The sequence below is a fragment of the Streptomyces sp. NPDC049687 genome, assembly GCF_044465285.1.
Taxonomy (GTDB): Bacteria; Actinomycetota; Actinomycetes; order Streptomycetales; family Streptomycetaceae; genus Streptomyces.
The window spans coordinates 199,762-220,276 of the sequence record NZ_JBITLN010000009.1; the positions used below are offsets into that span (position 1 = coordinate 199,762).

Here is a 20,515-nt window from a genome sequence, read left to right on the forward strand (position 1 = left end):
TCACTCCGCGTCGGGCCCGTACACCTCGACGCTGTCCGAAACGCGCCGTACGTGAATGCACTCGCCGGGACACTCCCGCGCCGAGTCCACCACGTCACCCACCAGCGGCAACGGCACCGGCGTCGTGGCCCCAACGGCCTGCAGGAGCTCGTCCTCAGGGCTCTTCACATACGCCAGACCGTCGATGTCCAACTCGAACACCTCGGGCGCATACTGGGCACAGATGCCGTCGCCGGTACAGAGATCCTGGTCGATCCAGACCTCCAGGGCCTCGCCGCCGACACCGACCTCCTGCTGCACGCTCATCTCTCCTGCCGTTTAGTGTCGAGCCGCACGGGAACGATGCAGGCTCTGACGGGTGTTGAACACTTCGACCCTACCCCCGCCCGCTTTCCAATCATGTTCGGTGGGTATTCCCCTGGCGTGAGGGAGAGCGCAAGGGTGAAGATCGGACACACCCCGACAGTCTTTGTGATCTAGGGGTTTCAATCGACACCCGCCCAGGTAGGGTCTGGAAGCGTCCAGCTCCCCTTGGAGGAGGTGAGGACCGTGGCAGCCCACGACGACGACATGAACCGCGGCATCCGCCCGGGACGAGGGTCCGACGACCCGGCCGGGCAGATTGCCTACCTTGAGCAGGAGATCGCCGTCCTGCGACGCAAGCTCGCCGACTCTCCGCGACACACGAGGATTCTCGAAGAGCGGATCGTCGAGCTGCAGACCAACCTGGCCGGCGTGTCCGCCCAGAACGAGCGACTCGCCAACACGCTCCGTGAGGCCCGCGACCAGATCGTGGCCCTCAAGGAGGAAGTCGACCGGCTCGCGCAGCCTCCGGCCGGCTTCGGTGTCTTCCTCACGGCGAACGAGGACGGCACAGCCGACATCTTCACCGGCGGCCGCAAGCTACGGGTGAACGTCAGCCCCAGCGTCGAACTCGACGACCTGCGGCGTGGCCAGGAAGTAATGCTCAACGAAGCGCTCAACGTGGTCGAGGCCATGAAATTCGAGCGGGTCGGGGACATCGTCACCCTCAAGGAGATCCTCGAGGACGGCGAGCGCGCCCTGGTCATCGGGCACACCGACGAGGAACGGGTGGTCAGGCTCGCCGAGCCGCTGCTGGACGTCACCATCCGCCCCGGCGACGCCCTCCTGCTCGAACCCCGCTCCGGCTACGTCTACGAGATCGTCCCCAAGAGCGAGGTCGAGGAACTCGTCCTCGAAGAGGTCCCCGACATCGGCTACGAGCAGATCGGCGGCCTCGGCGGACAGATCGAGGCCATCCGGGACGCCGTGGAGCTCCCGTATCTCTACCCCGACCTGTTCAAGGAGCACGAACTGCGGCCACCCAAGGGTGTGCTGCTCTACGGGCCCCCCGGATGCGGTAAGACGCTCATCGCCAAGGCCGTCGCGAACTCGCTGGCCAAGAAGGTCGCCGAGGTCACCGGCCAGGCCGCCGGCAAGAGCTTCTTCCTCAACATCAAGGGTCCCGAGCTCCTGAACAAGTACGTCGGCGAGACGGAGCGCCAGATCCGCCTCGTCTTCCAGCGAGCCCGTGAGAAGGCCAGCGAGGGCACCCCCGTCATCGTCTTCTTCGACGAGATGGAATCCCTCTTCCGCACCCGCGGCTCCGGCGTCAGCTCGGACGTGGAGAACACCATCGTCCCGCAGCTGCTGGCCGAGATCGACGGTGTGGAAGGCCTGCAGAACGTGGTCGTCATCGGCGCCTCCAACCGCGAGGACATGATCGACCCCGCCATCCTGCGCCCCGGCCGCCTCGACGTGAAGATCAAGATCGAGCGCCCCGACGCCGAAGCCGCCAAGGACATCTTCGGCAAGTACCTCACCGAACGCCTCCCCCTGCACGCCGACGACCTCGGCGAGCACGGCGACAGCAAGGCCACGACCGTCGCCAGCATGATCCAGACGGCCGTGGAACACATGTACGCCGAATCCGAGGAGAACCGCTTCCTGGAAGTCACCTACGCCAACGGCGACAAGGAAGTCCTCTACTTCAAGGACTTCAACTCCGGCGCCATGATCGAAAACATCGTGGGCCGCGCCAAGAAAATGGCGATCAAGGACTTCCTCGAAAAGAACCAGAAGGGTTTGCGCGTCTCCCACCTCCTCCAGGCATGCGTGGACGAGTTCAAGGAGAACGAGGACCTGCCCAACACCACCAACCCGGACGACTGGGCCCGCATCTCCGGAAAGAAGGGCGAACGGATCGTCTACATCCGTACCCTCATCACCGGAAAGCAGGGCGCAGACACCGGACGCTCCATCGACACGGTGGCAAACACCGGACAGTACCTGTAATAAGCAGGGCGGCTGCGGGTGCCCTCAACGGGTACCCGCAGCCGACTGTTTTTCAGGGCCACGGCTGGAGCAAGGCAATGAAGCAAATGATCTCCCCACCAGCGCAGAGGCGTTCTAGGCTCTTCCGTACCGCCGGGTTGCGCAGTGCGAGGAGGACGGGCACCGCACCCGCACCGGAGCACCACCGGTATCTGAGCGGCGCCCACGACCGAGGGTGCCGCCGGGCAAGGAGGGCCGCATGACCGTACGGCGAGTAATGGGCATCGAGACGGAGTACGGGATCTCCGTCCCCGGCCACCCCAACGCCAATGCCATGCTCACCTCATCCCAGATCGTCAACGCCTACGCGGCGGCGATGCACCGGGCCCGCCGAGCCCGCTGGGACTTCGAGGAGGAGAACCCGCTACGGGACGCCCGAGGCTTCGACCTCGCCCGCGAGGCCGCCGACGCCAGCCAGCTCACCGACGAGGACATCGGCCTCGCCAACGTGATCCTCACCAACGGCGCCCGCCTCTACGTCGACCACGCACACCCCGAGTACAGCGCCCCCGAGGTCACCAACCCCCGGGACGCCGTCCTCTGGGACAAGGCCGGTGAGCGGATCATGGCCGAAGCAGCCGAACGCGCGGCCCAGCTTCCGGGCGCCCAGCCCATCCATCTCTACAAGAACAACACCGACAACAAGGGCGCCTCCTACGGCACGCACGAGAACTACCTCATGAAGCGGGAAACCGCCTTCTCCGACATCGTGCGCCACCTCACCCCCTTCTTCGTCTCCCGCCAGGTCTTCGCAGGCGCCGGCCGCGTCGGCATCGGCCAGGACGGCCACGAACACGGCTTCCAGCTCAGCCAGCGCGCCGACTACTTCGAAGTCGAGGTCGGCCTCGAGACGACCCTGAAACGCCCCATCATCAACACCCGCGACGAACCGCACGCCGACGCGGAGAAATACCGCCGCCTCCACGTGATCATCGGCGACGCCAACCTCTCGGAAATCTCGACGTACCTGAAACTCGGCACGACCGCCCTCGTCCTCTCCATGATCGAGGACGGCTTCATCGCCGTGGACCTGGCGGTCGACCAGCCCGTCCGCACCCTCCACCAGGTCTCCCACGATCCCACCCTGCAACGCCTGGTCACCCTCCGCAGCGGCCGCACACTCACCGCGGTCCAGCTGCAGATGGAGTACTACGAGCTCTCCCGCAAATACGTGGAGGAGCGCTTCGGCTCCGACGCCGACGACCAGACCAAGGACGTCCTCGCACGCTGGGAGGACACCCTCACGCGTCTGGAGAACGACCCCATGAGCCTCGCCGGCGAACTGGACTGGGTGGCCAAGCGAGAGCTCATGGAGGGCTACCGGCGCCGTGACGGCCTCGACTGGGACGCCGCGCGCCTGCACCTCGTCGACCTCCAGTACGCCGACGTACGGCCCGAGAAGGGCCTCTACAACCGCCTCGCGGCCCGCGGGCGCATCAAGCGGCTCCTGGGCGACCACGAGGTCGAACGGGCGAAGGCGAAGCCGCCGGAGGACACGCGCGCGTACTTCCGCGGCCGCTGCCTCGAGCAGTACGCCGACGACGTCGCCGCCGCCTCCTGGGACTCGGTCATCTTCGACCTGCCGGGACGGGACTCGCTCCAGCGCGTTCCAACCCTCGAACCTCTTCGCGGAACGCGAAATCACGTCAAGGAGCTGCTGGACCGCTGCCGCACCGCAGAAGACCTGGTCAGGGTCCTGTCGGGCGGCTGAGCAGGCTTACGGAAGGCACCGGACGGCACCGGGCGGCGGGGTGGAAACCCCGCCGCAAGGGAATCATCGAGATGGCCCTCGTACGTTGGAACAAGTACCGGGCCGATGTCAGACCCGCCTTGTAGGGTCTGATCATCACCGATCGGCAGGAAAGCCGACCTGTCGACCATGTCGGGCGAACTGAGCGGGGTGAGGGTTATGGCGACCAAGGACACCGGCGGCGGCCAGCAGAAGGCGACGCGGTCCACGGAGGAGGTCGAGGAGCAGGCAACCGAGGCGCAGGGTTCGGAGGACCTGAAGGAGCGCCACGAGAAGCTGAGCGACGACGTGGACTCCGTCCTGGACGAAATCGATGATGTGCTCGAAGAGAACGCCGAGGACTTCGTGCGGTCCTTTGTCCAGAAGGGTGGGGAATAGCCCTAGATGTTCGATTCGAGTGCCGGGAAGCGGTGCTCGGCGGACAAACGGGCTCTTCCCACCGGTGCATTCGCGGCCAACAGGTCCAAGCCCGACAGGCTTCAGGACCGTTGCCGCGAATGCGGGTCGGAGGCCTACCGGCGTCGCAGGGAAGCCCAGGGCTGCCTGGGCCGTGACGAGGTTACGCACTGGAGCGAGTGGCATAGCAGGGCATCGGTCCCCGATGGACTGTCGACACGCTGCAAGGCGTGCCGGGCGACAGTGGGGCGTGAGCGACATCTGAAGCGAAGCCACGGCCTCTCGGAGGGGGCTCCGCGTGATCTGCCTGAAAGCTCCGGCCTTACATGTGGATCACTGCCATGAGACGGGTAGGGTCCGTGGCGTACTGTGCTTCAACTGCAATTCGGCCATCGGCAAGTTGGGAGACGATCCCGACGCTGTTCGTCGGGCAGCCGCTTACCTGGAAGGAACTCCGTGGAAGCCAACACTCGTAGCATCGGGCGTCTACCAGCTGCCTTCCTGACGCCTGGGTCCTCGTCCTTCATGGACTTCCTCTCCGAGCACCAGCCGGAGATGCTGCCGGGCAAGCGGCAGCTGCCCCCGACGCAGGGTGTGATCGAGGCACCGCACGGGACGACGATCGTGGCCGTCACCTTCCCCGGCGGGGTGGTGCTCGCCGGTGACCGGCGGGCGACCATGGGCAACGTCATCGCGCAGCGGGACATCGAGAAGGTCTTCCCGGCGGACGAGTACTCGGCCGTCGGTATCGCCGGCACCGCCGGTCTCGCCGTCGAGATGGTGAAGCTGTTCCAGCTGGAGCTGGAGCACTTCGAGAAGGTCGAGGGGGCGCAGCTCTCGTTGGAGGGCAAGGCGAACCGGTTGTCGACCATGATTCGGTCCAACCTGGGCATGGCCATGCAGGGGCTGGCGGTCGTGCCGCTGTTCGCCGGGTTCGATGTGGACCGTGGCAAGGGGCGGATCTTCTCGTACGACGTGACCGGCGGCCGTTCCGAGGAGCACAACTTCGCCGCCACCGGCTCCGGCTCGATCTTCGCGCGCGGGGCGATGAAGAAGCTGTTCCGTGACGACCTGTCCGAGGAAGAGGCCACGACGCTCGTGGTCCAGGCTCTCTATGACGCGGCCGACGACGACTCGGCGACCGGTGGTCCCGATGTCGCCCGCCGGATCTACCCCATCGTCACCGTGATCACCGACGACGGTTTCCGTCGGCTCGACGACGACGAGTCCGCCGAGATCGCCCGCTCGATCCTGGCGCGCCGTCTGGAGCAGCCGGACGGCCCGCGTGCCGCCCTGCTGTAGCGGTCGGCTCCGTTCTTGTTCCAGGTGATCCAGTGACTTCGACAGAAAGGGACGGATAACCGGTGTCGACGCCGTTCTATGTCTCACCTCAGCAGGCGATGGCGGATCGCGCGGAGTACGCGCGCAAGGGCATCGCCCGTGGCCGCAGCCTGGTCGTGCTGCAGTATGCCGACGGAATCGTGTTCGTCGGCGAGAACCCGTCCCGTGCGCTGCACAAGTTCAGCGAGATCTACGACCGGATCGGTTTCGCGGCCGCCGGCAAGTACAACGAGTACGAGAACCTGCGGATCGGTGGCGTCCGGTACGCCGATCTGCGGGGTTACACCTACGACCGGGACGACGTGACCGCCCGTGGTCTGGCGAACGTCTACGCGCAGACGCTGGGCACGATCTTCTCCTCGGCGGGTGAGAAGCCGTACGAGGTGGAGCTGGTCGTCGCCGAGGTGGGTGAGACTCCGGACGGTGACCAGATCTACCGGCTGCCGCACGACGGGTCGATCGTGGACGAGCACGGTTCGGTCGCGGTGGGCGGCAACGCGGAGCTGATCAGCAACTACCTGGACCAGCGCCACCAGGACGGCATGACGCTCGCGGAGGCGCTCAAGCTGGCCGTGCAGGCACTGTCGCGCGAGTCGAACGGCTCGCAGCGGGAGATTCCGGCGGAGCGTCTGGAGGTCGCGGTGCTGGACCGTACGCGGCCGCAGAAGCGGAAGTTCAAGCGGATCGTGGGTCGTCAGCTCGCCCGGCTGCTGGAGGCGGGCGGTGCGGCGACCGAGGCGGAGAGCTCCGACGAGGAGGAGTAGAGCCGCGTCCACCTCCTCCATCCCCTTCTGCGCCCCGGCCGTCGACACGGCCGGGGCGCAGGGCGTTTCAGCAGGCGCCTGGTGGGGCCGTGGAGGCTCGCACGACGAGTTCGACGGGTATGTCCCCGGCGTCCGGTGCGCGGCCGTCCAGGACGGCGAGGAGGGCTTGCATGCCGCGTTCGCCGAAGAGCTCGGCGTCGAGTCGTACGGTGGTGAGCTCGGGGTCCAGGGCGGCGGCGAGGGCGATGTCGTCGACGCCGGTGACGGAGACGTCGTCGGGGATGCGCAGGCCTCGGCGGCGCAGGGCTTTGTAGACGCCTGCGGCGAGTTTGTCGTCGTCGCAGACCACGGCTGTGGGGTGGGGGCGGGCGGCGTCCAGCACGGCCTCGGTGGCTGTCAGGGCGCCCTCGATGGTGAGCGGGGTGTGGGCGGTCCGTAGGGAGGTGCCGGGGACCGCTCCGACCCGTTCGGCGAGCTCACGCGCGCGTACCTCGAAGGTCCAGGACGGCACGTCGGCCGCGAGGTGCAGGAAGTGCCGGTGGCCGAGACCCAGCAGGTGGTCGGCGACCTGGCGGACACCGTCGGTGATGTCGAGGTTGACGGTGGCGGCGCCGAGGCTGCCGGTGGGGTCGCTGTCGAGCATGACGAGGGGGAGTTGGTCGCCGCGGATGGCGGTGAGGGCGTCGGCGGCCATGGAGGAGGCGATGACGCCGTCGAGGGCTGCCTGGGCGGAGGCGAAGGGGTCGCGGGCGGGGCCGACGCCTTCGGGGGAGGGATAGAGGACGACGCCGAAGCCGTGGTCGGCGGCCACGCGGGCCGCGCCGGTGTAGACGCCGGCGAAGAATTCGGTCGTGAGGGCCGGGACGACGAGCAGGACGGTGCGGGTGTGGCCGAGGCGGAGGTTGCGGGCCGCAAGGTTGGGCCGGTAGCCGAGTTCGCGCGCGGCTTGGCGTACGCGTTCGGCGGTGGGCTCGGAGACGCGGCCGCGCCATTTGTCGCCGAGGACCAGGGAGACGGCGGCCTGGGAGACGCCTGCGGCGTGGGCGACGTCACGGCTGGTGGGGCGCGTGCTGGCTCGTGCCACCGTGGGCCCGCTCCTTCGTCTGGTCTGTCGTCTGGATGGGTGGACAGCGCACATGGTACGTATGACATGCGGCGTCATACGTACAACCTCCGGAGGGCTCATCACCCCGGGCGAGCCGACGGAGGCGGGATTCCCGGCCGCGGGATACGGGGAGATCCTCAGGACCAGGCATGCCGCCCCGGCGCTCACCGGCACGCTCGTGGGCCGGCTGGCCGACCTGTACGGGCAGCCGCGGGTCCGTGCCCTGGCACCGTCAGCGCATGGAGCTCATCCTCACCGTGCCCACCCTCCAGGCGGGCGCGACACTGCGGTTCCCCGCGTGGCGCCGCATCATCACCGATTTCGCGGCGGTGCGCACGGGCCTGCCCGCCTCGGCCATGCCCCCCCGTCTGGTCGGCCACGCGGCCCTGGGCGCGGCGCTCTCGGCCCACGAGACCTGGCTGGCCGATCCGGACGCGGACCTGTCCGTCCTGCTGGACGCGGCGGTCGGGCGGCTCGCCCGGGGCTTCGGCGCGCTCGCGACGAACGCCTGACACCAGCCGATCCCCTTCCGCCCGGTCGCCGGGCGCTTTCGCATGCCCGGAAGTCCCGACAACGGGCCCCTGAGGCATTTCAGCGCGACGTCTTCCCTTTTGGCTGGTCAGGCAGCTGCCGAGCAGCCCGGCGCGGCGGCCGCCTGCAGGTCTTCCGCGTCGACGTCGGGGGCGGTGAGCCGACGGTCCGTTCGGACTTCTGGGAACCGGTCGCCGCGCTCAACTGGTCGTCATCGCCTGGCGGCCAGACTCCCCCGAGCGGGCTATCGGGTCGATGACCTCGTGAACGGGGCCGTGGAGTCGGCTGACGCCGGGGTGCGCGCATGCCGGTCCGGATCCATCCGCCGCTGCCCGGCCAGGAGGATGAGGATGCCGACCACAAGCCCCAGCACGCCGCACGCCGCCGCCCATCTCGGGCCGCCGTGCTCCAGGACCAGTCCGACGACGGTGGATCCGAGCGCCATGCCCGAGGTCATCAGTGTGACGAGCCAGGCGAATGCCTCGGTGGTGGTGCCTGCCGGGGCGAGCTCTCCGACCAGGACGAAGGAGACCGTCAGCACGGGTGCGAGGAACAGTCCGGTCAGCAGCATCAGGCAGGACATCAAGGGTGGCGCGGGCACCAGGCACAGCAACGCATAACCCGGTGCCAGCCCGACGGTCAGCAGCAGAGCCCGCCGCGCAGGCCGCTCCGACCAGCGGCGTACGGCGCCGTAGGCGAGTCCACCGATCAGGGCTCCGAGGGCGTTGAGAGCCAGGAGCGTCGGGGCACCGCCGGGCATTCGGTGATCCTCCGCGTACGCCACGACGACCACATTGAGCGTACCGAGCGCCACGCCTACGCCGGTGAGGCTGACCAGCAGGACGACGAGACCTTGGCTGCGCAGCGGGCCGAGCCAGTCGGGATCGCGAGCGGGCGCCCGCCAGGCCCGCGCGGGCTCAGCGGTTGCGACCACGAGCGCACCCACGAGTCCCAGCAGCGCGGCGGCCCACAAGGCTGTGACAGGTGAGGCGACGGAGACGCAGCCGGCAACGATCAGCGGCCCGCCCACGAAGATCAGTTCCTGGGAGGCAGAATCCAGGGCGTAGGCCGACTCCAGTTCCTGGGGGGAGACGACTGTAGGCCACAACGCCCTCAGACAGGGCTCCAGCGGCGGCGACGCCGCTCCCGCCACAACGGCTCCGGCGACAACGGGAGCCTGCTGGCCGGGAGCCGCCGCGATCAGAAGGAACCCACAGCCCGCCAGCACGGCTGACGGCAGCAGCACCAGAGTCTGACCGACACGGTCCACCAGTCGGCCGAGCAACGGTCCTCCTGCGGCCGTGGCAAGGGCGTACGCTCCGACGGCCAATCCGACGAACCAGTACGGTGCGTCTGCGTTGCGCAGTGCCAGGGGGATCGCGACGGCGGCCATCCCGCTCGGCAGCCGTCCCACAAGGGTGCCCACCAGCAGGCGGGTCACATGTGGACTTCGCAGGAGATTCGCGTAACTCACAGGGCGCCTGCCACCCCGTTGGAAACCGGGGCGACGGGGCCGACCGGGCTGAGGATGTTCGTCATTAAACGTCCCTATCGGTGGAAAGCGGGCAGCGATACGGGGGCAGGTTATACGTAACACTTAGCGGGGCGAGCCGGTTCGAGTCAACCGGGCTCAACGGTGATGGCGGCCAAGGTGATGTTCACCGTCGGGCCGGACCGGCACGCGCCGAGCGGGACGGTGACGGAGGCGTTCTGGCTGGTGACCACATTCACCGTGTGCGTCGGTGGGAAGGGGTGTCGGGGGGCCCGTCGTCGAGGCGCGTGGCGCCGTTCGGGGTTCGCCGTTCCGGGTGTCGCAGGCGATGTGTCCTCGGTGGTTTCGCTGGTCACGGGGCGGGTACTGGCGGCTCCCGTGGGAAGTGCGATGGTTGCGGCTTCATTGGAAAATGATCCAAACCGTGCTGCCGAATCTCGTTTCAGTTCAGGGGATCGGGCGTAATGTTCAGTCATGGACCGCCGCATTTTCGGGCTGGAGAACGAGTACGGCGTCACGTGCACGTTCAGGGGACAGCGCCGCCTGTCGCCTGACGAGGTGGCGCGGTACCTCTTCCGCCGTGTCGTGTCATGGGGCCGTAGCAGCAATGTCTTTCTGCGGAACGGCGCCCGCCTCTATCTCGACGTGGGATCACATCCGGAATACGCGACACCGGAATGTGACAATGTGACCGAACTGGTCACCCACGACAAGGCCGGCGAGCGCATTCTCGAAGGACTCCTGGTGGACGCGGAACGACGCCTGCACGAGGAAGGAATCGCGGGCGACGTCTACCTCTTCAAGAACAACACCGACTCGGCGGGCAACTCTTATGGTTGCCACGAGAACTACCTGGTGGCCCGGCACGGGGAGTTCTCCCGGCTCGCCGACATCCTCATTCCGTTCCTGGTGACCCGGCAGCTGCTGTGCGGCGCGGGCAAGGTGCTGCAGACGCCCCGAGGGGCCGTCTACTGCGTCAGCCAGCGGGCCGAGCACATCTGGGAGGGCGTCTCCTCGGCGACGACCCGCTCGCGGCCCATCATCAACACGCGCGACGAACCGCACGCGGACGCGGAGCGCTACCGCCGGCTGCATGTCATCGTGGGCGACTCCAACATGTCGGAGACGACCATGCTGCTGAAGGTCGGAGCGACCGACCTGGTGCTGCGCATGATCGAGGCGGGCACGGTGATGCGGGACCTGACGCTGGAGAACCCGATCCGGGCGATCCGCGAGGTCAGCCATGACATCACCGGCCGGCGCAAGGTGCGTCTGGCGAGCGGCCGCGAGGCGTCCGCGCTGGAGGTGCAGCGCGAGTACTACGAGAAGGCCGTGGACTTCTGCGAGCGCCGCGGCATCCGCACGGGTACGGTCGAGCAGGTGCTGGAGCTGTGGGGCCGTACGCTGGACGCGATCGAGGCGGAGGATCTCGACCGGATCGGCACCGAGATCGACTGGGTGATGAAGTACAAGCTCATCGAGCGGTACCGGGCCAAGCACAACATGACGATGTCGCATCCGCGGGTGGCGCAGATAGACCTCGCCTACCACGACATTCACCGTCGTCGTGGCCTGTACTACCTGCTGGAACGCAAGGGGCAGGCGACCCGGATCTGCAACGACCTGAAGATCTTCGAGGGCAAGTCGGTTCCCCCGCAGACGACTCGGGCGCGGCTGCGCGGTGACTTCATCCGCCGGGCGCAGGAGCAGCGCCGGGACTTCACGGTGGACTGGGTCCACTTGAAGCTCAACGACCAGGCGCAGCGCACCGTGTTGTGCAAGGACCCGTTCCGTTCGGTGGACGACCGGGTGGAGAAGCTGATCGCCGGTATGTGAGTGGTCGCGGGCCGGGAGGATCTTCCGGAACGCAACGCGGGCGCCGTACGTTTCCCGTACGGCGCCCTTCTCACGCCGTAGAGTTGCGCGCACGCCCTTCACAAGATCGACCGATTACGAGGCCCTCATCGTGCGCCGACGCTCACTCATTCTTGCCGCCGTACCCGCCGGACTGGTCACGCTCTCCGCATGCGGTGACGACAAGTCCGACTCGAGCAAGGCGAGCGACAGCGCGTCGCCCTCGGCCTCGGCCACGTCGGCGGCGCCCCCGCCGAAGATCGTGGACGGTCCGCTGCCGGCCATCACGGCGGGCACGAAGTTCGACGAGAAGCCGACCGTGGCCAAGGGCAGCGGTGATCCGTCGGACCAGCTCGCGGTGAAGACGGTGATCGCGGGCGGTGGCAAGGTCGTCGCGGAAAACGACTACGTTCAGGCGAACTACCTGGGACAGATCTGGGACACCGGGAAGGTGTTCGACAACTCCTACGACCGTAAGACGCCGCTGGTCATCCAGCTTGCGCAGGGCAGCATCATCGATGGCTGGCGGTATGCGCTGACCGGCAAGAAGTCCGGCAGCCGGGTGGAGTTCTCCGTGCCGCCGACCTGGGGCTACGGCAAGGCGGGGCAGTCGCAGGCGGGCATCAAGGGCACCGACACGCTGGTGTTCGTGGTGGATCTGCAGGCGACGTTCAACTCCAAGAGCTCCGCCGAGGGCAAGGACGTCCCGCAGGACGACGCCAAGCTGCCCGAGGTCGGCACGAACACCGACGGCAAGGCGCCCTCCGTCGACATCCCGAAGGCGGACCCGCCGGCCAAGCTGGTGGCGAACTACGTCATCGAGGGCGACGGCGAGGAGGTCGGGGCCGACGACAGCGTGCTCGTGCAGTACAAGGGCGTCGTCTGGGACACCGGCAAGGAGTTCGACTCCACGTATGGGCGCAACGCGCTGACGTCGTTCTCGCTCCAGCAGGTCGTCAAGGGCTGGGCGCAGGGGCTGACGGGCAAGAAGGTGGGCAGCCGGGTCGTCATCGTGATTCCGCCGTCGCTGGGGTACGGCGACAGCCCGCCGGCGAACAGCGGCATCGAGAAGGACTCCACGATGGTGTTCTCGGTGGACATCCTCGCGAAGATGTGAGCCCGTCCGGGGTGTAAGACTGTGCGTGTTGCCTTTCCGTAGACAAGCAGGAGCAGTGACGTGAGCAACGAGAAGCCCGAGATCGACTTCCCCGGCGGCGAACCCCCGGCGGACCTCGAGATCAAGGACATCTGGGAGGGCGACGGCGAGGTTGCGCAGGCCGGTCAGACCGTCACCGTCCACTATGTCGGTGTCGCCTTCAGCACGGGCGAGGAGTTCGACGCCAGCTGGAACCGTGGCACGCCGTTCCGCTTCCCGCTGGGCGGAGGCCGTGTCATCAAGGGCTGGGACCTGGGCGTGCAGGGCATGAAGGTCGGTGGCCGCCGCCAGCTGACCATCCCGGCGCATCTGGCCTACGGCAACCAGAGCCCCACCCCGGCGATCAAGCCCGGTGAGACGCTGATCTTCGTCGTGGACCTGCTCGGGGTCTGATCGTCGCAGGACCGGTCGCGACCACCTGGGGCCCATGCCTGCTCGGGCATGGGCCCTCGGCTTTTGCCGGGGGACCGCGGAGCGGTACGGTCGTCGATCGTAAGCACCATAGGGGAGGCGAAAGGCGTCGATGGCCATTGCCAAGGCCGAGCGGCTGATGAACCTCGCGCTGTGCCTGCTCGGGACGCGCAGGCCGTTGAGCAAGCGTGAGCTGCGTGACTCCATCGAGGCTTACGTGGAGGCCTCGAGGCCGGGCAGGGGTGGGGCCGCCAGGCCGGATCACGGCGCGGCCGGCAGCGACGACTCGTTCAACCGGATGTTCGAGCGGGACAAGGACGATCTGCGCGAGCTCGGTCTGGTCATCGAGACCGTGGAGAGCCTGGACGGCGAGATCGGCTATCTCGCCCGTCGGGACAGCAACCGCCTCCCGCCGATCACCCTCGACGCCGAGGAGGCCGCCGCCCTGGGCCTGGCAGCCAAGGTGTGGCAGCAGGCCCGTCTCGCCGGCGCGGCCAGCGGCGCCCTGCAGAAGCTGCGCGCGGCCGGCCTGCCCGAGGACGTCGACCCCTATGAGGCGCATGGCGCGCTGGAGCCCCGCATCCCGGTGCACGAGGCGGCGTTCGAGCCGCTGATGCTCGCCTGCCGTGACCGCCGCCCGGTCGTGTTCGACTACCGCAAGGCCACCGCCGCCCATCCCGAGCCCCGGCACGTGGAGCCGTGGGCCCTCGAGTGCTGGCGCGGCCACTGGTACCTGGCGGGCTTCGACCGCGACCGGGGTGCCGAGCGCGTCTTCCGGCTGTCGCGGATCACCGGCAAGGTCCGCTCGCGCGGCGCGGGCTTCACCGCGCCCGTCCCCGATGTCGTCACCGTCCGTGAGACCGTCGCGAGCTGGGCGGGGGAGACCGCCGACCGCAGCGCGCTGATCCGGCTGCGTACCGGCGCCGGATACCCCTTGCGGGCGAGGGCGACCGCGGTGCGGGAACTCGGAGACGGCTGGGACGAGTTGGAAATTCCGTACGGGCACGGTCTGGACGCCTGGCTGGTGGAGTTCGGGCCGGACGTGGTGGTCCTGGAGCCGGCCGAGCTGCGGGCGGACGTCGTGGACCGGCTACGGGCCGTGGCCAAGGGCTGAGGGGGAGCGAGCAACACAGTGGCAGGCAAACCGGTCAGGCCGGCGAACGCGATCGACCAGACCCGGCGGATGCTCTCCCTGGTGACCTATCTCAGGGAGCGCCCCGGCGCGCGGATCGAGGACGTGGCGCGCGCCTTCGGCATCACCGAGGACGAACTGGTCTCGGACCTCGACGTGCTGCCCATGTGCGGCACCAGTTTCCGGGGCGGCGACCTCCTGGACATCGACACCGACGGCGAGCGGATCTGGTGGCACAATCCGGCCGCGCTCGGCGCGGAGGCCGCCGAGCCGCTGCGGCTGGCCGCCGACGAGGCGACGGCCCTGCTGGTGGCCGCCCGTGCGGTCGCCACGCTGCCAGGTCTGCGCGAGGGCGACCGCCAGGCGCTGCTGCGGGCCACCGCCAAGGTGGAGACCGCGGCCGGCGAGGCGGCGGGCGCCAGCTCCCGCCTGTCGGTGACCTTCGAGTCCGAGGGCGGGGTCTTCGCCGACGTCGACCGGGCGATCTCGGAGCGCCGCCGCCTGTGGATCCGCTACTACTCGCCCGCGCGGGACGAGCTCAGCGAGCGGGAGATCGACCCCATCCGCCTGGTCAGCGTGGGGCACACCTATGTCGAGGCCTGGTGCCGCCGCTCCGAGGCCCGGCGCACCTTCCGCCTGGACCGGGTCGCCGAGATCAAGATCCTCGACGAACCGTCCGCGCCGCCCGAGATCGAGCTGAGGGACCTGTCGGAGGCCCTGGTTCAGCCGGCCGCCGAGGACCCGGAGGTCGTCGTCGAGGTCGGCCCGGGCGGCCGCTGGGTCGCCGAGTACTACCCGCACGACAGCGCCGATGAGCTTCCCGACGGCGGGCTGCGTATCACCCTGCGCACGCCCGACCCGGCCTCGCTGAAGCGGCTGGCCCTGCGGCTCGGCCGCGACGGCCGGATCGTCTCGCCGTCGGACCTCGCCGACAGCGCCCGCCGGGCCGCCCGCGACGCGCTGGCGGCGTACGACGGCATCGAGGCGCAGGGGGTGGCCGGCGGGTCGTACACCCCGGGCGACGGGCGGCAGGGCGTGCGGCACGACAGTCGGATCGACGGGCGGGAGCAACTGTGAGCGAGTCGGTGACGTCGGGTGCGCGGGGCATCTCGGTGGCCTCCGCGTTCGCGGGCATGCGGAGCGTGGCGCCGGTGACGTTCAGGGCCGGCTGCCCGGACTGCCGGGGCCGCTTCGAGCTCGGCGCCGGTGCCCTGCGCCTGGCCATCGGCGCCACCAGCCGCACCACCTTCTACTCCTTCACCTGCCCCGACTGCGGCGCGGCCGTCCGCAAGCCGGCCGGTGAGCGGATCGTGGAGCTCCTCCTCGGCGGCGGTGTGCGGACCCTGCGCCTGCACACGCCGTAGGACGGTCTAGGCTCGGCGTCATGTTCTGGCCGATGTTGGCGGTAGCCGTGGGTTTCGTGGGTCTCGCCGTGCTGGCGGTGTCCGCCGTCCGGGTCTTCCTGGAGGCGCAGCGGCTGGGGCGGCAGGTCGCGGAGTCGGCCGGCCGCATCAACCGGGCCGCCGAGGACCTCGAGCGGGCCTCCCTGAGTGCCGCCAGGGCTGTGGACACTCTGTGAATGACGCTGTTGAGCCTGGTGCCGGGCTGTGGTGGTTCTGTGAGTCGGGAGGCGAATGCGTTTTGGGCCACTTCGCCCTCCCGGATCGGCGGGGGAGACGGGTACGCTGCTGATCGCGGCCCGGAGAACGAGGCGCGGACCGCGGACCGGGAGTACGCACGGGGATTGCCTCACGTTCACCCCTGAGCGTTACGATCGCTGCCAGCACGATCGTTCGGACACTTGTCCGACCGGTCGGACAGCACCCCCACCCAGCCGCCTCGGTGAGAAGGTAAAGACTTATGTTCGGAAGGCTCGGCGCCCCCGAGATCATTCTCATCCTCGTCGTCATCATCCTGCTGTTCGGCGCGAAGAAGCTTCCGGACATGGCCCGCTCGCTCGGCAAGTCCGCGCGCATCCTCAAGAGCGAGGCCAAGGCGATGAAGGAAGAGGGCAGCAACACCGCCACCCCGGCGGGCCCGCCGAACACCGGCGAGCAGCCCCCCGCGCAGCGCACCATCCAGGCCGCCCCCGGCGATGTGACCAGCTCCCGCCCGGTCACCGAGCCGACGGACACGACCAAGCGCTGACGCAGGGCCGGTGACCTCCGGCCCGCCGTACGAGATGGGAACGTGGGTTGCTGAAGTCTGCCCGCAAGCAGGAGAAGGACCCCGAGGGGCGGATGCCCCTCGCGGATCACCTTCGTGAGCTGCGCAACCGGCTCGCGAAGGCGATGCTGGCCATCGTCCTGGTGACGGTCGTCGCCGCCTTCTTCTACAACGACATCATCAACTTCCTCACCAAGCCGATCCTCGACTCGGTCGGCTGTGGGAAGACCTTCGAGCAGATCGCGACCGCGCTGAAGGACGGCGACAACGTCAACAAGTGCGCCAGCATCACGATCAACGGTCTGCTCGCACCCTTCACGCTCGCCCTTCAGGTCTCCCTGATGGCGGGTGTCGTGTTCGCCTCCCCGGTCTGGCTCTACCAGCTGTGGGCCTTCATCGCGCCGGGCCTGCACAAGCACGAGCGCAAGTACGCCTACGCGTTCGTAGGCACCGGCGTCCCGCTCTTCCTGGGCGGCGGCTACTTCGCCTACCGCGTGCTGCCGACCACCGCGAAGGTGCTGATCGACTTCACCCCGGGCGGCGTCAACAACCTGCTGCCCCTGGACGACCTGCTGCAGCTGGTCACGCGCATGGTCGTGGTCTTCGGTCTCTCCTTCGAGCTGCCGCTGCTGCTGGTCATGCTCAACCTGACCGGCATGGTCACCGGCACGCGCATGCTCGGCTGGTGGCGCGCCATGATCATCGGCATCACGGTCTTCGCCGCCGTCGCCACCCCCAGCACGGACCCCATCTCGATGCTGGCCCTCGCCGGACCGATCTGGGTCCTGTACTTCGGCGCGACCGCCTTCTCGCTGATGAACGACCGCCGCAGGCGCCGGCGCGACGCCCTGGGCCCCGCCGACGACGAGGCCTCCGAGCTGGATCTCACCCCCGAGGACATCGGCGCGGTCGAGTCGGTCTCCGCCAGCCGCGCCCTGCCCGAGCAGGCGGGCCCGGAGCGGGTCAACGGCTACGACGACGTGACCTGACCGCCCCGTGACAGTTCGCGGCCGGTGCGCTCACGCAGTGCAGCCGGCCGCTTCTGCTTTCGCCCCCTGAACTGCGTGATCGCAGGTTTGCCAGGACCTGATCCGGATAATGATCGTCCTGTTGTCAGTGGGGCCCGGTACGGTGGAAAGCACGATGACAGAGGACCTCTCCCCGGCCGAGCGGTACGCGGCAGCCCGTAAGCGTGCCGCCGAGCAGGCCACCGCGCTCGCGTCCTTCCGCGAGATGTACGACTTCGGTCTCGACCCCTTCCAGATCGAGGCCTGTCAGGCACTCGAGGCGGGCAAGGGCGTCCTGGTGGCCGCCCCGACCGGCTCCGGCAAGACGATCGTGGGCGAGTTCGCCGTCCACCTCGCCCTCCAGCAGGGCAAGAAGTGCTTCTACACGACACCCATCAAGGCGCTGTCGAACCAGAAGTACTCCGACCTGTGCCGTCGCTACGGCAGCGGCAAGGTCGGCCTGCTCACCGGAGACAACAGCGTCAACTCCGACGCCCCGGTGGTCGTGATGACCACCGAGGTCCTGCGGAACATGCTGTACGCCGGCTCGCAGACCCTCCTCGGCCTGGGATACGTGGTGATGGACGAGGTGCACTACCTCTCCGACCGCTTCCGGGGCGCAGTATGGGAGGAAGTGATCATTCACCTTCCCGAGTCGGTCACCCTGGTCTCCCTCTCCGCGACCGTGTCCAACGCCGAGGAGTTCGGCGACTGGCTGGACACCGTGCGAGGCGACACCGAGGTGATCGTCTCCGAGCACCGGCCGGTGCCGCTGTTCCAGCACGTACTCGCCGGACGGCGGATGTACGACCTGTTCGAGGAGGGCGAGGGCCAGCGCAGGGCCGTCAACCCCGACCTCGCCCGCCTGGCCCGCATGGAGGCCAGCCGCCCCTCGTACCAGGACCGCAGACGCGGCCGGAACAACCTGCGCGAGGCCGACCGGGAGCGCGAGCGACGTCAGCGGTCCCGGGTGTGGACCCCCGGGCGCCCCGAGGTCATCGAGCGGCTCGACGCCGAGGGCCTGCTGCCCGCCATCACCTTCATCTTCAGCCGCGCCGCCTGCGAGGCCGCCGTCCAGCAGTGCCTGTACGCCGGCCTCAGGCTCAACGACGAGGACGCGCGGGCGGAGGTCCGTTCCCTCGTCGAGGAGCGCACCGCCGCGATCCCGCGCGAGGACCTGCACGTCCTCGGCTACTACGAGTGGCTCGAAGGCCTGGAGCGGGGGATCGCCGCCCACCACGCGGGCATGCTGCCGACGTTCAAGGAGGTCGTCGAGGAGCTGTTCGTCCGAGGACTGGTCAAGGCCGTCTTCGCGACCGAGACCCTCGCGCTGGGCATCAACATGCCCGCGCGGTCCGTGGTGCTGGAGAAGCTCGTCAAGTGGAACGGCGAACAGCACGCCGACATCACCCCCGGCGAGTACACCCAGCTCACCGGGCGGGCCGGCCGACGCGGCATCGACGTCGAGGGCCACGCGGTCGTGCTGTGGCAGCGCGCCATGAACCCCGACCACCTCGCCGGTCTGGCGGGCACCCGCACCTACCCGCTGCGCTCCAGCTTCAAGCCGTCGTACAACATGGCGGTCAATCTCGTGGAGCAGTTCGGGCGCCATCGGTCCCGGGAGCTGCTGGAGACCTCGTTCGCGCAGTTCCAGGCGGACCGTTCGGTCGTCGGGATCTCCCGCCAGGTGCAGCGCAACGAGGAGGGACTGGAGGGCTACAGGGCCTCCATGACCTGCCACCTCGGCGACTTCGAGGAGTACGCGCGGCTGCGCCGCGAGCTGAAGGACCGCGAGACCGAGCTGGCCCGGCAGGGCGCGGCCCAGCGGCGCGCCGAGGCCGCGGTGGCCCTGGAGAGGCTGAAGCCGGGCGATGTCATCCATGTACCCACCGGCAAGTACGCCGGCCTGGCACTGGTGTTGGACCCCGGCCTGCCCGCCGGGCGGGCCGACGGACACCGCGGATTCGACCACCACGACGGGCCGCGCCCGCTGGTACTGACGGCGGAACGGCAGGTCAAGCGGCTGGCCTCGATGGACTTCCCGGTGCCGGTCGAGGCGCTGGAGCGGATGCGGATCCCGAAGTCGTTCAATCCGCGCTCGCCGCAGTCGCGTCGGGATCTCGCCTCCGCGCTGCGGACGAAGGCCGGGCACATCCCGCCGGAGCGGGCCCGCAAGCAGCGGTCGCAGGCCGCCGACGACCGCGAGATCGCGCGGTTGCGGACGGCGCTGCGCGCACATCCGTGTCATGGGTGCAACGAGCGTGAGGATCACGCCCGCTGGGCCGAGCGTTACCACCGGCTGCTGCGTGACACCTCGCAGCTGGAGCGGCGCATCGAGGGACGCACGAACACCATCGCCCGCACCTTCGACCGGATCGTGGCGCTGCTGACCGAACTCGACTATCTGCGCGGCGACGAGGTCACCGAACACGGCAAGCGGCTGGCCCGGCTGTACGGCGAACTCGATCTGCTGGCCAGCGAATGCCTGCGGGCGGGCGTGTGGGAGGGGCTGGGCCCGGCCGAACTGGCCGCCTGCGCCTCGGCACTGGTGTACGAGGCCCGGGTCGGCGACGACGCGATGGCGCCGAAGCTGCCCTCCGGCAAGGCCAAGGCCGCGCTCGGGGAGATGGTCCGGATCTGGGGGCGGCTCGACGCCCTGGAGGAGGATTTCCGGATCAACCAGACCGAGGGCGTCGGGCAGCGCGAGCCCGATCTCGGCTTCGCCTGGGCCGCGTACATGTGGGCTTCCGGGAAGGGGCTCGACGAGGTGTTGCGGGAGGCGGAGATGCCGGCCGGCGACTTCGTGCGGTGGTGCAAGCAGGTGATCGACGTCCTGGGGCAGATTTCCGCGGCTACTCCCGCGGAGGGCTCGACCGTGGCGAAGGCCGCGCGCAAGGCGGTTGACCAGTTGCTGCGGGGCGTTGTCGCCTACTCGTCGGTGGGCTGACATGCCGTCGGGCGGGCGCGGGTCGACTGTGCCGCTTTGAGCACTCACCCGGTCGGTGGCTTCGGTCACCGACCGGGTGTTGCGCTGCCTGCGGGGCGGCCGCGGCCG

The 20,515-nt window shown here is 68.9% G+C and carries 20 protein-coding genes and 1 pseudogene; 18 read left to right on the top strand and 3 right to left on the bottom strand.

The window, feature by feature from the left end; all coding sequences use genetic code 11:
- Complete coding sequence (locus tag ACIBVL_RS27195; RefSeq protein ID WP_399100761.1) at positions 1–306, bottom strand: ferredoxin; 306 nt, start codon at positions 304–306, stop codon at positions 1–3.
- A 243-nt stretch (positions 307–549) separates the two neighbouring features.
- Between ACIBVL_RS27195 and arc the strand changes: the two genes are divergently transcribed.
- From arc to prcA, 6 genes are all read left to right on the top strand, one after another.
- Positions 550–2,316, top strand: a complete 1,767-nt coding sequence (gene arc / locus ACIBVL_RS27200; protein WP_399100763.1) for a proteasome ATPase — start codon at positions 550–552, stop codon at positions 2,314–2,316.
- 238 nt (positions 2,317–2,554) lie between these two features.
- Positions 2,555–4,066 (top strand): depupylase/deamidase Dop, encoded by a 1,512-nt coding sequence (dop, locus tag ACIBVL_RS27205; RefSeq protein WP_399100765.1) that lies wholly within the window; start codon positions 2,555–2,557, stop codon positions 4,064–4,066.
- 198 nt (positions 4,067–4,264) lie between these two features.
- Entirely contained in the window at positions 4,265–4,483 is a 219-nt protein-coding gene (locus tag ACIBVL_RS27210; protein WP_133913474.1) for a ubiquitin-like protein Pup, read from the top strand.
- 346 nt (positions 4,484–4,829) lie between these two features.
- Complete coding sequence (locus ACIBVL_RS27215; protein ID WP_399101241.1) at positions 4,830–5,006, top strand: endonuclease domain-containing protein; 177 nt, start codon at positions 4,830–4,832, stop codon at positions 5,004–5,006.
- Entirely contained in the window at positions 4,958–5,803 is an 846-nt protein-coding gene (gene prcB / locus ACIBVL_RS27220; RefSeq protein ID WP_399100767.1) for a proteasome subunit beta, read from the top strand. Before ACIBVL_RS27215 ends, prcB begins: the two co-directional genes overlap by 49 nt.
- A gap of 62 nt (positions 5,804–5,865) precedes the next feature.
- On the top strand, positions 5,866–6,606 hold the full coding sequence (gene prcA, locus ACIBVL_RS27225) for a proteasome subunit alpha (protein ID WP_399100769.1): 741 nt from the start codon (positions 5,866–5,868) through the stop codon (positions 6,604–6,606).
- A 67-nt stretch (positions 6,607–6,673) separates the two neighbouring features.
- Here prcA and ACIBVL_RS27230 read toward each other — a convergent pair whose 3' ends face one another.
- Entirely contained in the window at positions 6,674–7,690 is a 1,017-nt protein-coding gene (locus tag ACIBVL_RS27230) for a LacI family DNA-binding transcriptional regulator (RefSeq protein WP_399100771.1), read from the bottom strand.
- 170 nt (positions 7,691–7,860) lie between these two features.
- Here ACIBVL_RS27230 and ACIBVL_RS27235 point away from each other — a divergent pair, with 170 nt between their 5' ends.
- Entirely contained in the window at positions 7,861–8,223 is a 363-nt protein-coding gene (locus ACIBVL_RS27235; protein ID WP_399100773.1) for a hypothetical protein, read from the top strand.
- Positions 8,224–8,486: 263 nt separating this feature from the next.
- Here ACIBVL_RS27235 and ACIBVL_RS27240 read toward each other — a convergent pair whose 3' ends face one another.
- On the bottom strand, positions 8,487–9,683 hold the full coding sequence (locus tag ACIBVL_RS27240) for an MFS transporter (RefSeq protein WP_399100776.1): 1,197 nt from the start codon (positions 9,681–9,683) through the stop codon (positions 8,487–8,489).
- Positions 9,684–9,914: 231 nt separating this feature from the next.
- Here ACIBVL_RS27240 and ACIBVL_RS27245 point away from each other — a divergent pair.
- The 11 genes and pseudogenes from ACIBVL_RS27245 to ACIBVL_RS27295 form a co-directional block, all read left to right on the top strand.
- Positions 9,915–10,199, top strand: a pseudogene (locus tag ACIBVL_RS27245) (MFS transporter); the annotation flags it as partial.
- A gap of 9 nt (positions 10,200–10,208) precedes the next feature.
- On the top strand, positions 10,209–11,570 hold the full coding sequence (pafA, locus tag ACIBVL_RS27250) for a Pup--protein ligase (RefSeq protein ID WP_340382033.1): 1,362 nt from the start codon (positions 10,209–10,211) through the stop codon (positions 11,568–11,570).
- 130 nt (positions 11,571–11,700) lie between these two features.
- Positions 11,701–12,705 carry an FKBP-type peptidyl-prolyl cis-trans isomerase gene (locus ACIBVL_RS27255; RefSeq protein WP_399100778.1) on the top strand — a complete coding sequence of 335 codons (1,005 nt, stop codon included), beginning with the start codon at positions 11,701–11,703 and terminating at the stop codon, positions 12,703–12,705.
- A gap of 60 nt (positions 12,706–12,765) precedes the next feature.
- Positions 12,766–13,137 (top strand): FKBP-type peptidyl-prolyl cis-trans isomerase, encoded by a 372-nt coding sequence (locus ACIBVL_RS27260; protein WP_399100780.1) that lies wholly within the window; start codon positions 12,766–12,768, stop codon positions 13,135–13,137.
- A 130-nt stretch (positions 13,138–13,267) separates the two neighbouring features.
- On the top strand, positions 13,268–14,269 hold the full coding sequence (locus ACIBVL_RS27265; protein WP_399100782.1) for a helix-turn-helix transcriptional regulator: 1,002 nt from the start codon (positions 13,268–13,270) through the stop codon (positions 14,267–14,269).
- A gap of 18 nt (positions 14,270–14,287) precedes the next feature.
- Positions 14,288–15,364, top strand: a complete 1,077-nt coding sequence (locus ACIBVL_RS27270; RefSeq protein WP_399100784.1) for a helix-turn-helix transcriptional regulator — start codon at positions 14,288–14,290, stop codon at positions 15,362–15,364.
- Positions 15,361–15,651 carry a hypothetical protein gene (locus ACIBVL_RS27275; RefSeq protein WP_399100786.1) on the top strand — a complete coding sequence of 97 codons (291 nt, stop codon included), beginning with the start codon at positions 15,361–15,363 and terminating at the stop codon, positions 15,649–15,651. Before ACIBVL_RS27270 ends, ACIBVL_RS27275 begins: the two co-directional genes overlap by 4 nt.
- Before the next feature lie 20 nt (positions 15,652–15,671).
- The gene (locus ACIBVL_RS27280; protein WP_399100788.1) at positions 15,672–15,866 is read left to right on the top strand and encodes a hypothetical protein; all 195 of its coding nucleotides are present in this window, start codon (positions 15,672–15,674) and stop codon (positions 15,864–15,866) included.
- A gap of 281 nt (positions 15,867–16,147) precedes the next feature.
- A complete protein-coding gene (gene tatA, locus ACIBVL_RS27285) occupies positions 16,148–16,435 on the top strand; it encodes a Sec-independent protein translocase subunit TatA (RefSeq protein WP_399100790.1) in 288 nt (95 codons plus the stop codon).
- Positions 16,436–16,482: 47 nt separating this feature from the next.
- Entirely contained in the window at positions 16,483–17,442 is a 960-nt protein-coding gene (gene tatC, locus ACIBVL_RS27290) for a twin-arginine translocase subunit TatC (RefSeq protein ID WP_399100792.1), read from the top strand.
- 109 nt (positions 17,443–17,551) lie between these two features.
- The gene (locus ACIBVL_RS27295; RefSeq protein WP_399100794.1) at positions 17,552–20,407 is read left to right on the top strand and encodes a DEAD/DEAH box helicase; all 2,856 of its coding nucleotides are present in this window, start codon (positions 17,552–17,554) and stop codon (positions 20,405–20,407) included.
- Positions 20,408–20,515 lie beyond the last annotated feature (108 nt).

Excerpts from the sequence above, each read along its gene's own strand:
- ACIBVL_RS27195 (WP_399100761.1), bottom strand. The coding sequence starts at position 306 with ATGAGCGTGCAGCAGGAGGTCGGTGTCGGCGGCGAGGCCCTGGAGGTC.
- dop (WP_399100765.1), top strand. The coding sequence starts at position 2,555 with ATGACCGTACGGCGAGTAATGGGCATCGAGACGGAGTACGGGATCTCC.
- ACIBVL_RS27210 (WP_133913474.1), top strand. The coding sequence starts at position 4,265 with ATGGCGACCAAGGACACCGGCGGCGGCCAGCAGAAGGCGACGCGGTCC.
- ACIBVL_RS27235 (WP_399100773.1), top strand. The coding sequence starts at position 7,861 with ATGCCGCCCCGGCGCTCACCGGCACGCTCGTGGGCCGGCTGGCCGACC.
- pafA (WP_340382033.1), top strand. The coding sequence starts at position 10,209 with ATGGACCGCCGCATTTTCGGGCTGGAGAACGAGTACGGCGTCACGTGC.
- ACIBVL_RS27265 (WP_399100782.1), top strand. The coding sequence starts at position 13,268 with ATGGCCATTGCCAAGGCCGAGCGGCTGATGAACCTCGCGCTGTGCCTG.
- ACIBVL_RS27280 (WP_399100788.1), top strand. The coding sequence starts at position 15,672 with ATGTTCTGGCCGATGTTGGCGGTAGCCGTGGGTTTCGTGGGTCTCGCC.
- tatA (WP_399100790.1), top strand. The coding sequence starts at position 16,148 with ATGTTCGGAAGGCTCGGCGCCCCCGAGATCATTCTCATCCTCGTCGTC.
- ACIBVL_RS27295 (WP_399100794.1), top strand. The coding sequence starts at position 17,552 with ATGATCGTCCTGTTGTCAGTGGGGCCCGGTACGGTGGAAAGCACGATG.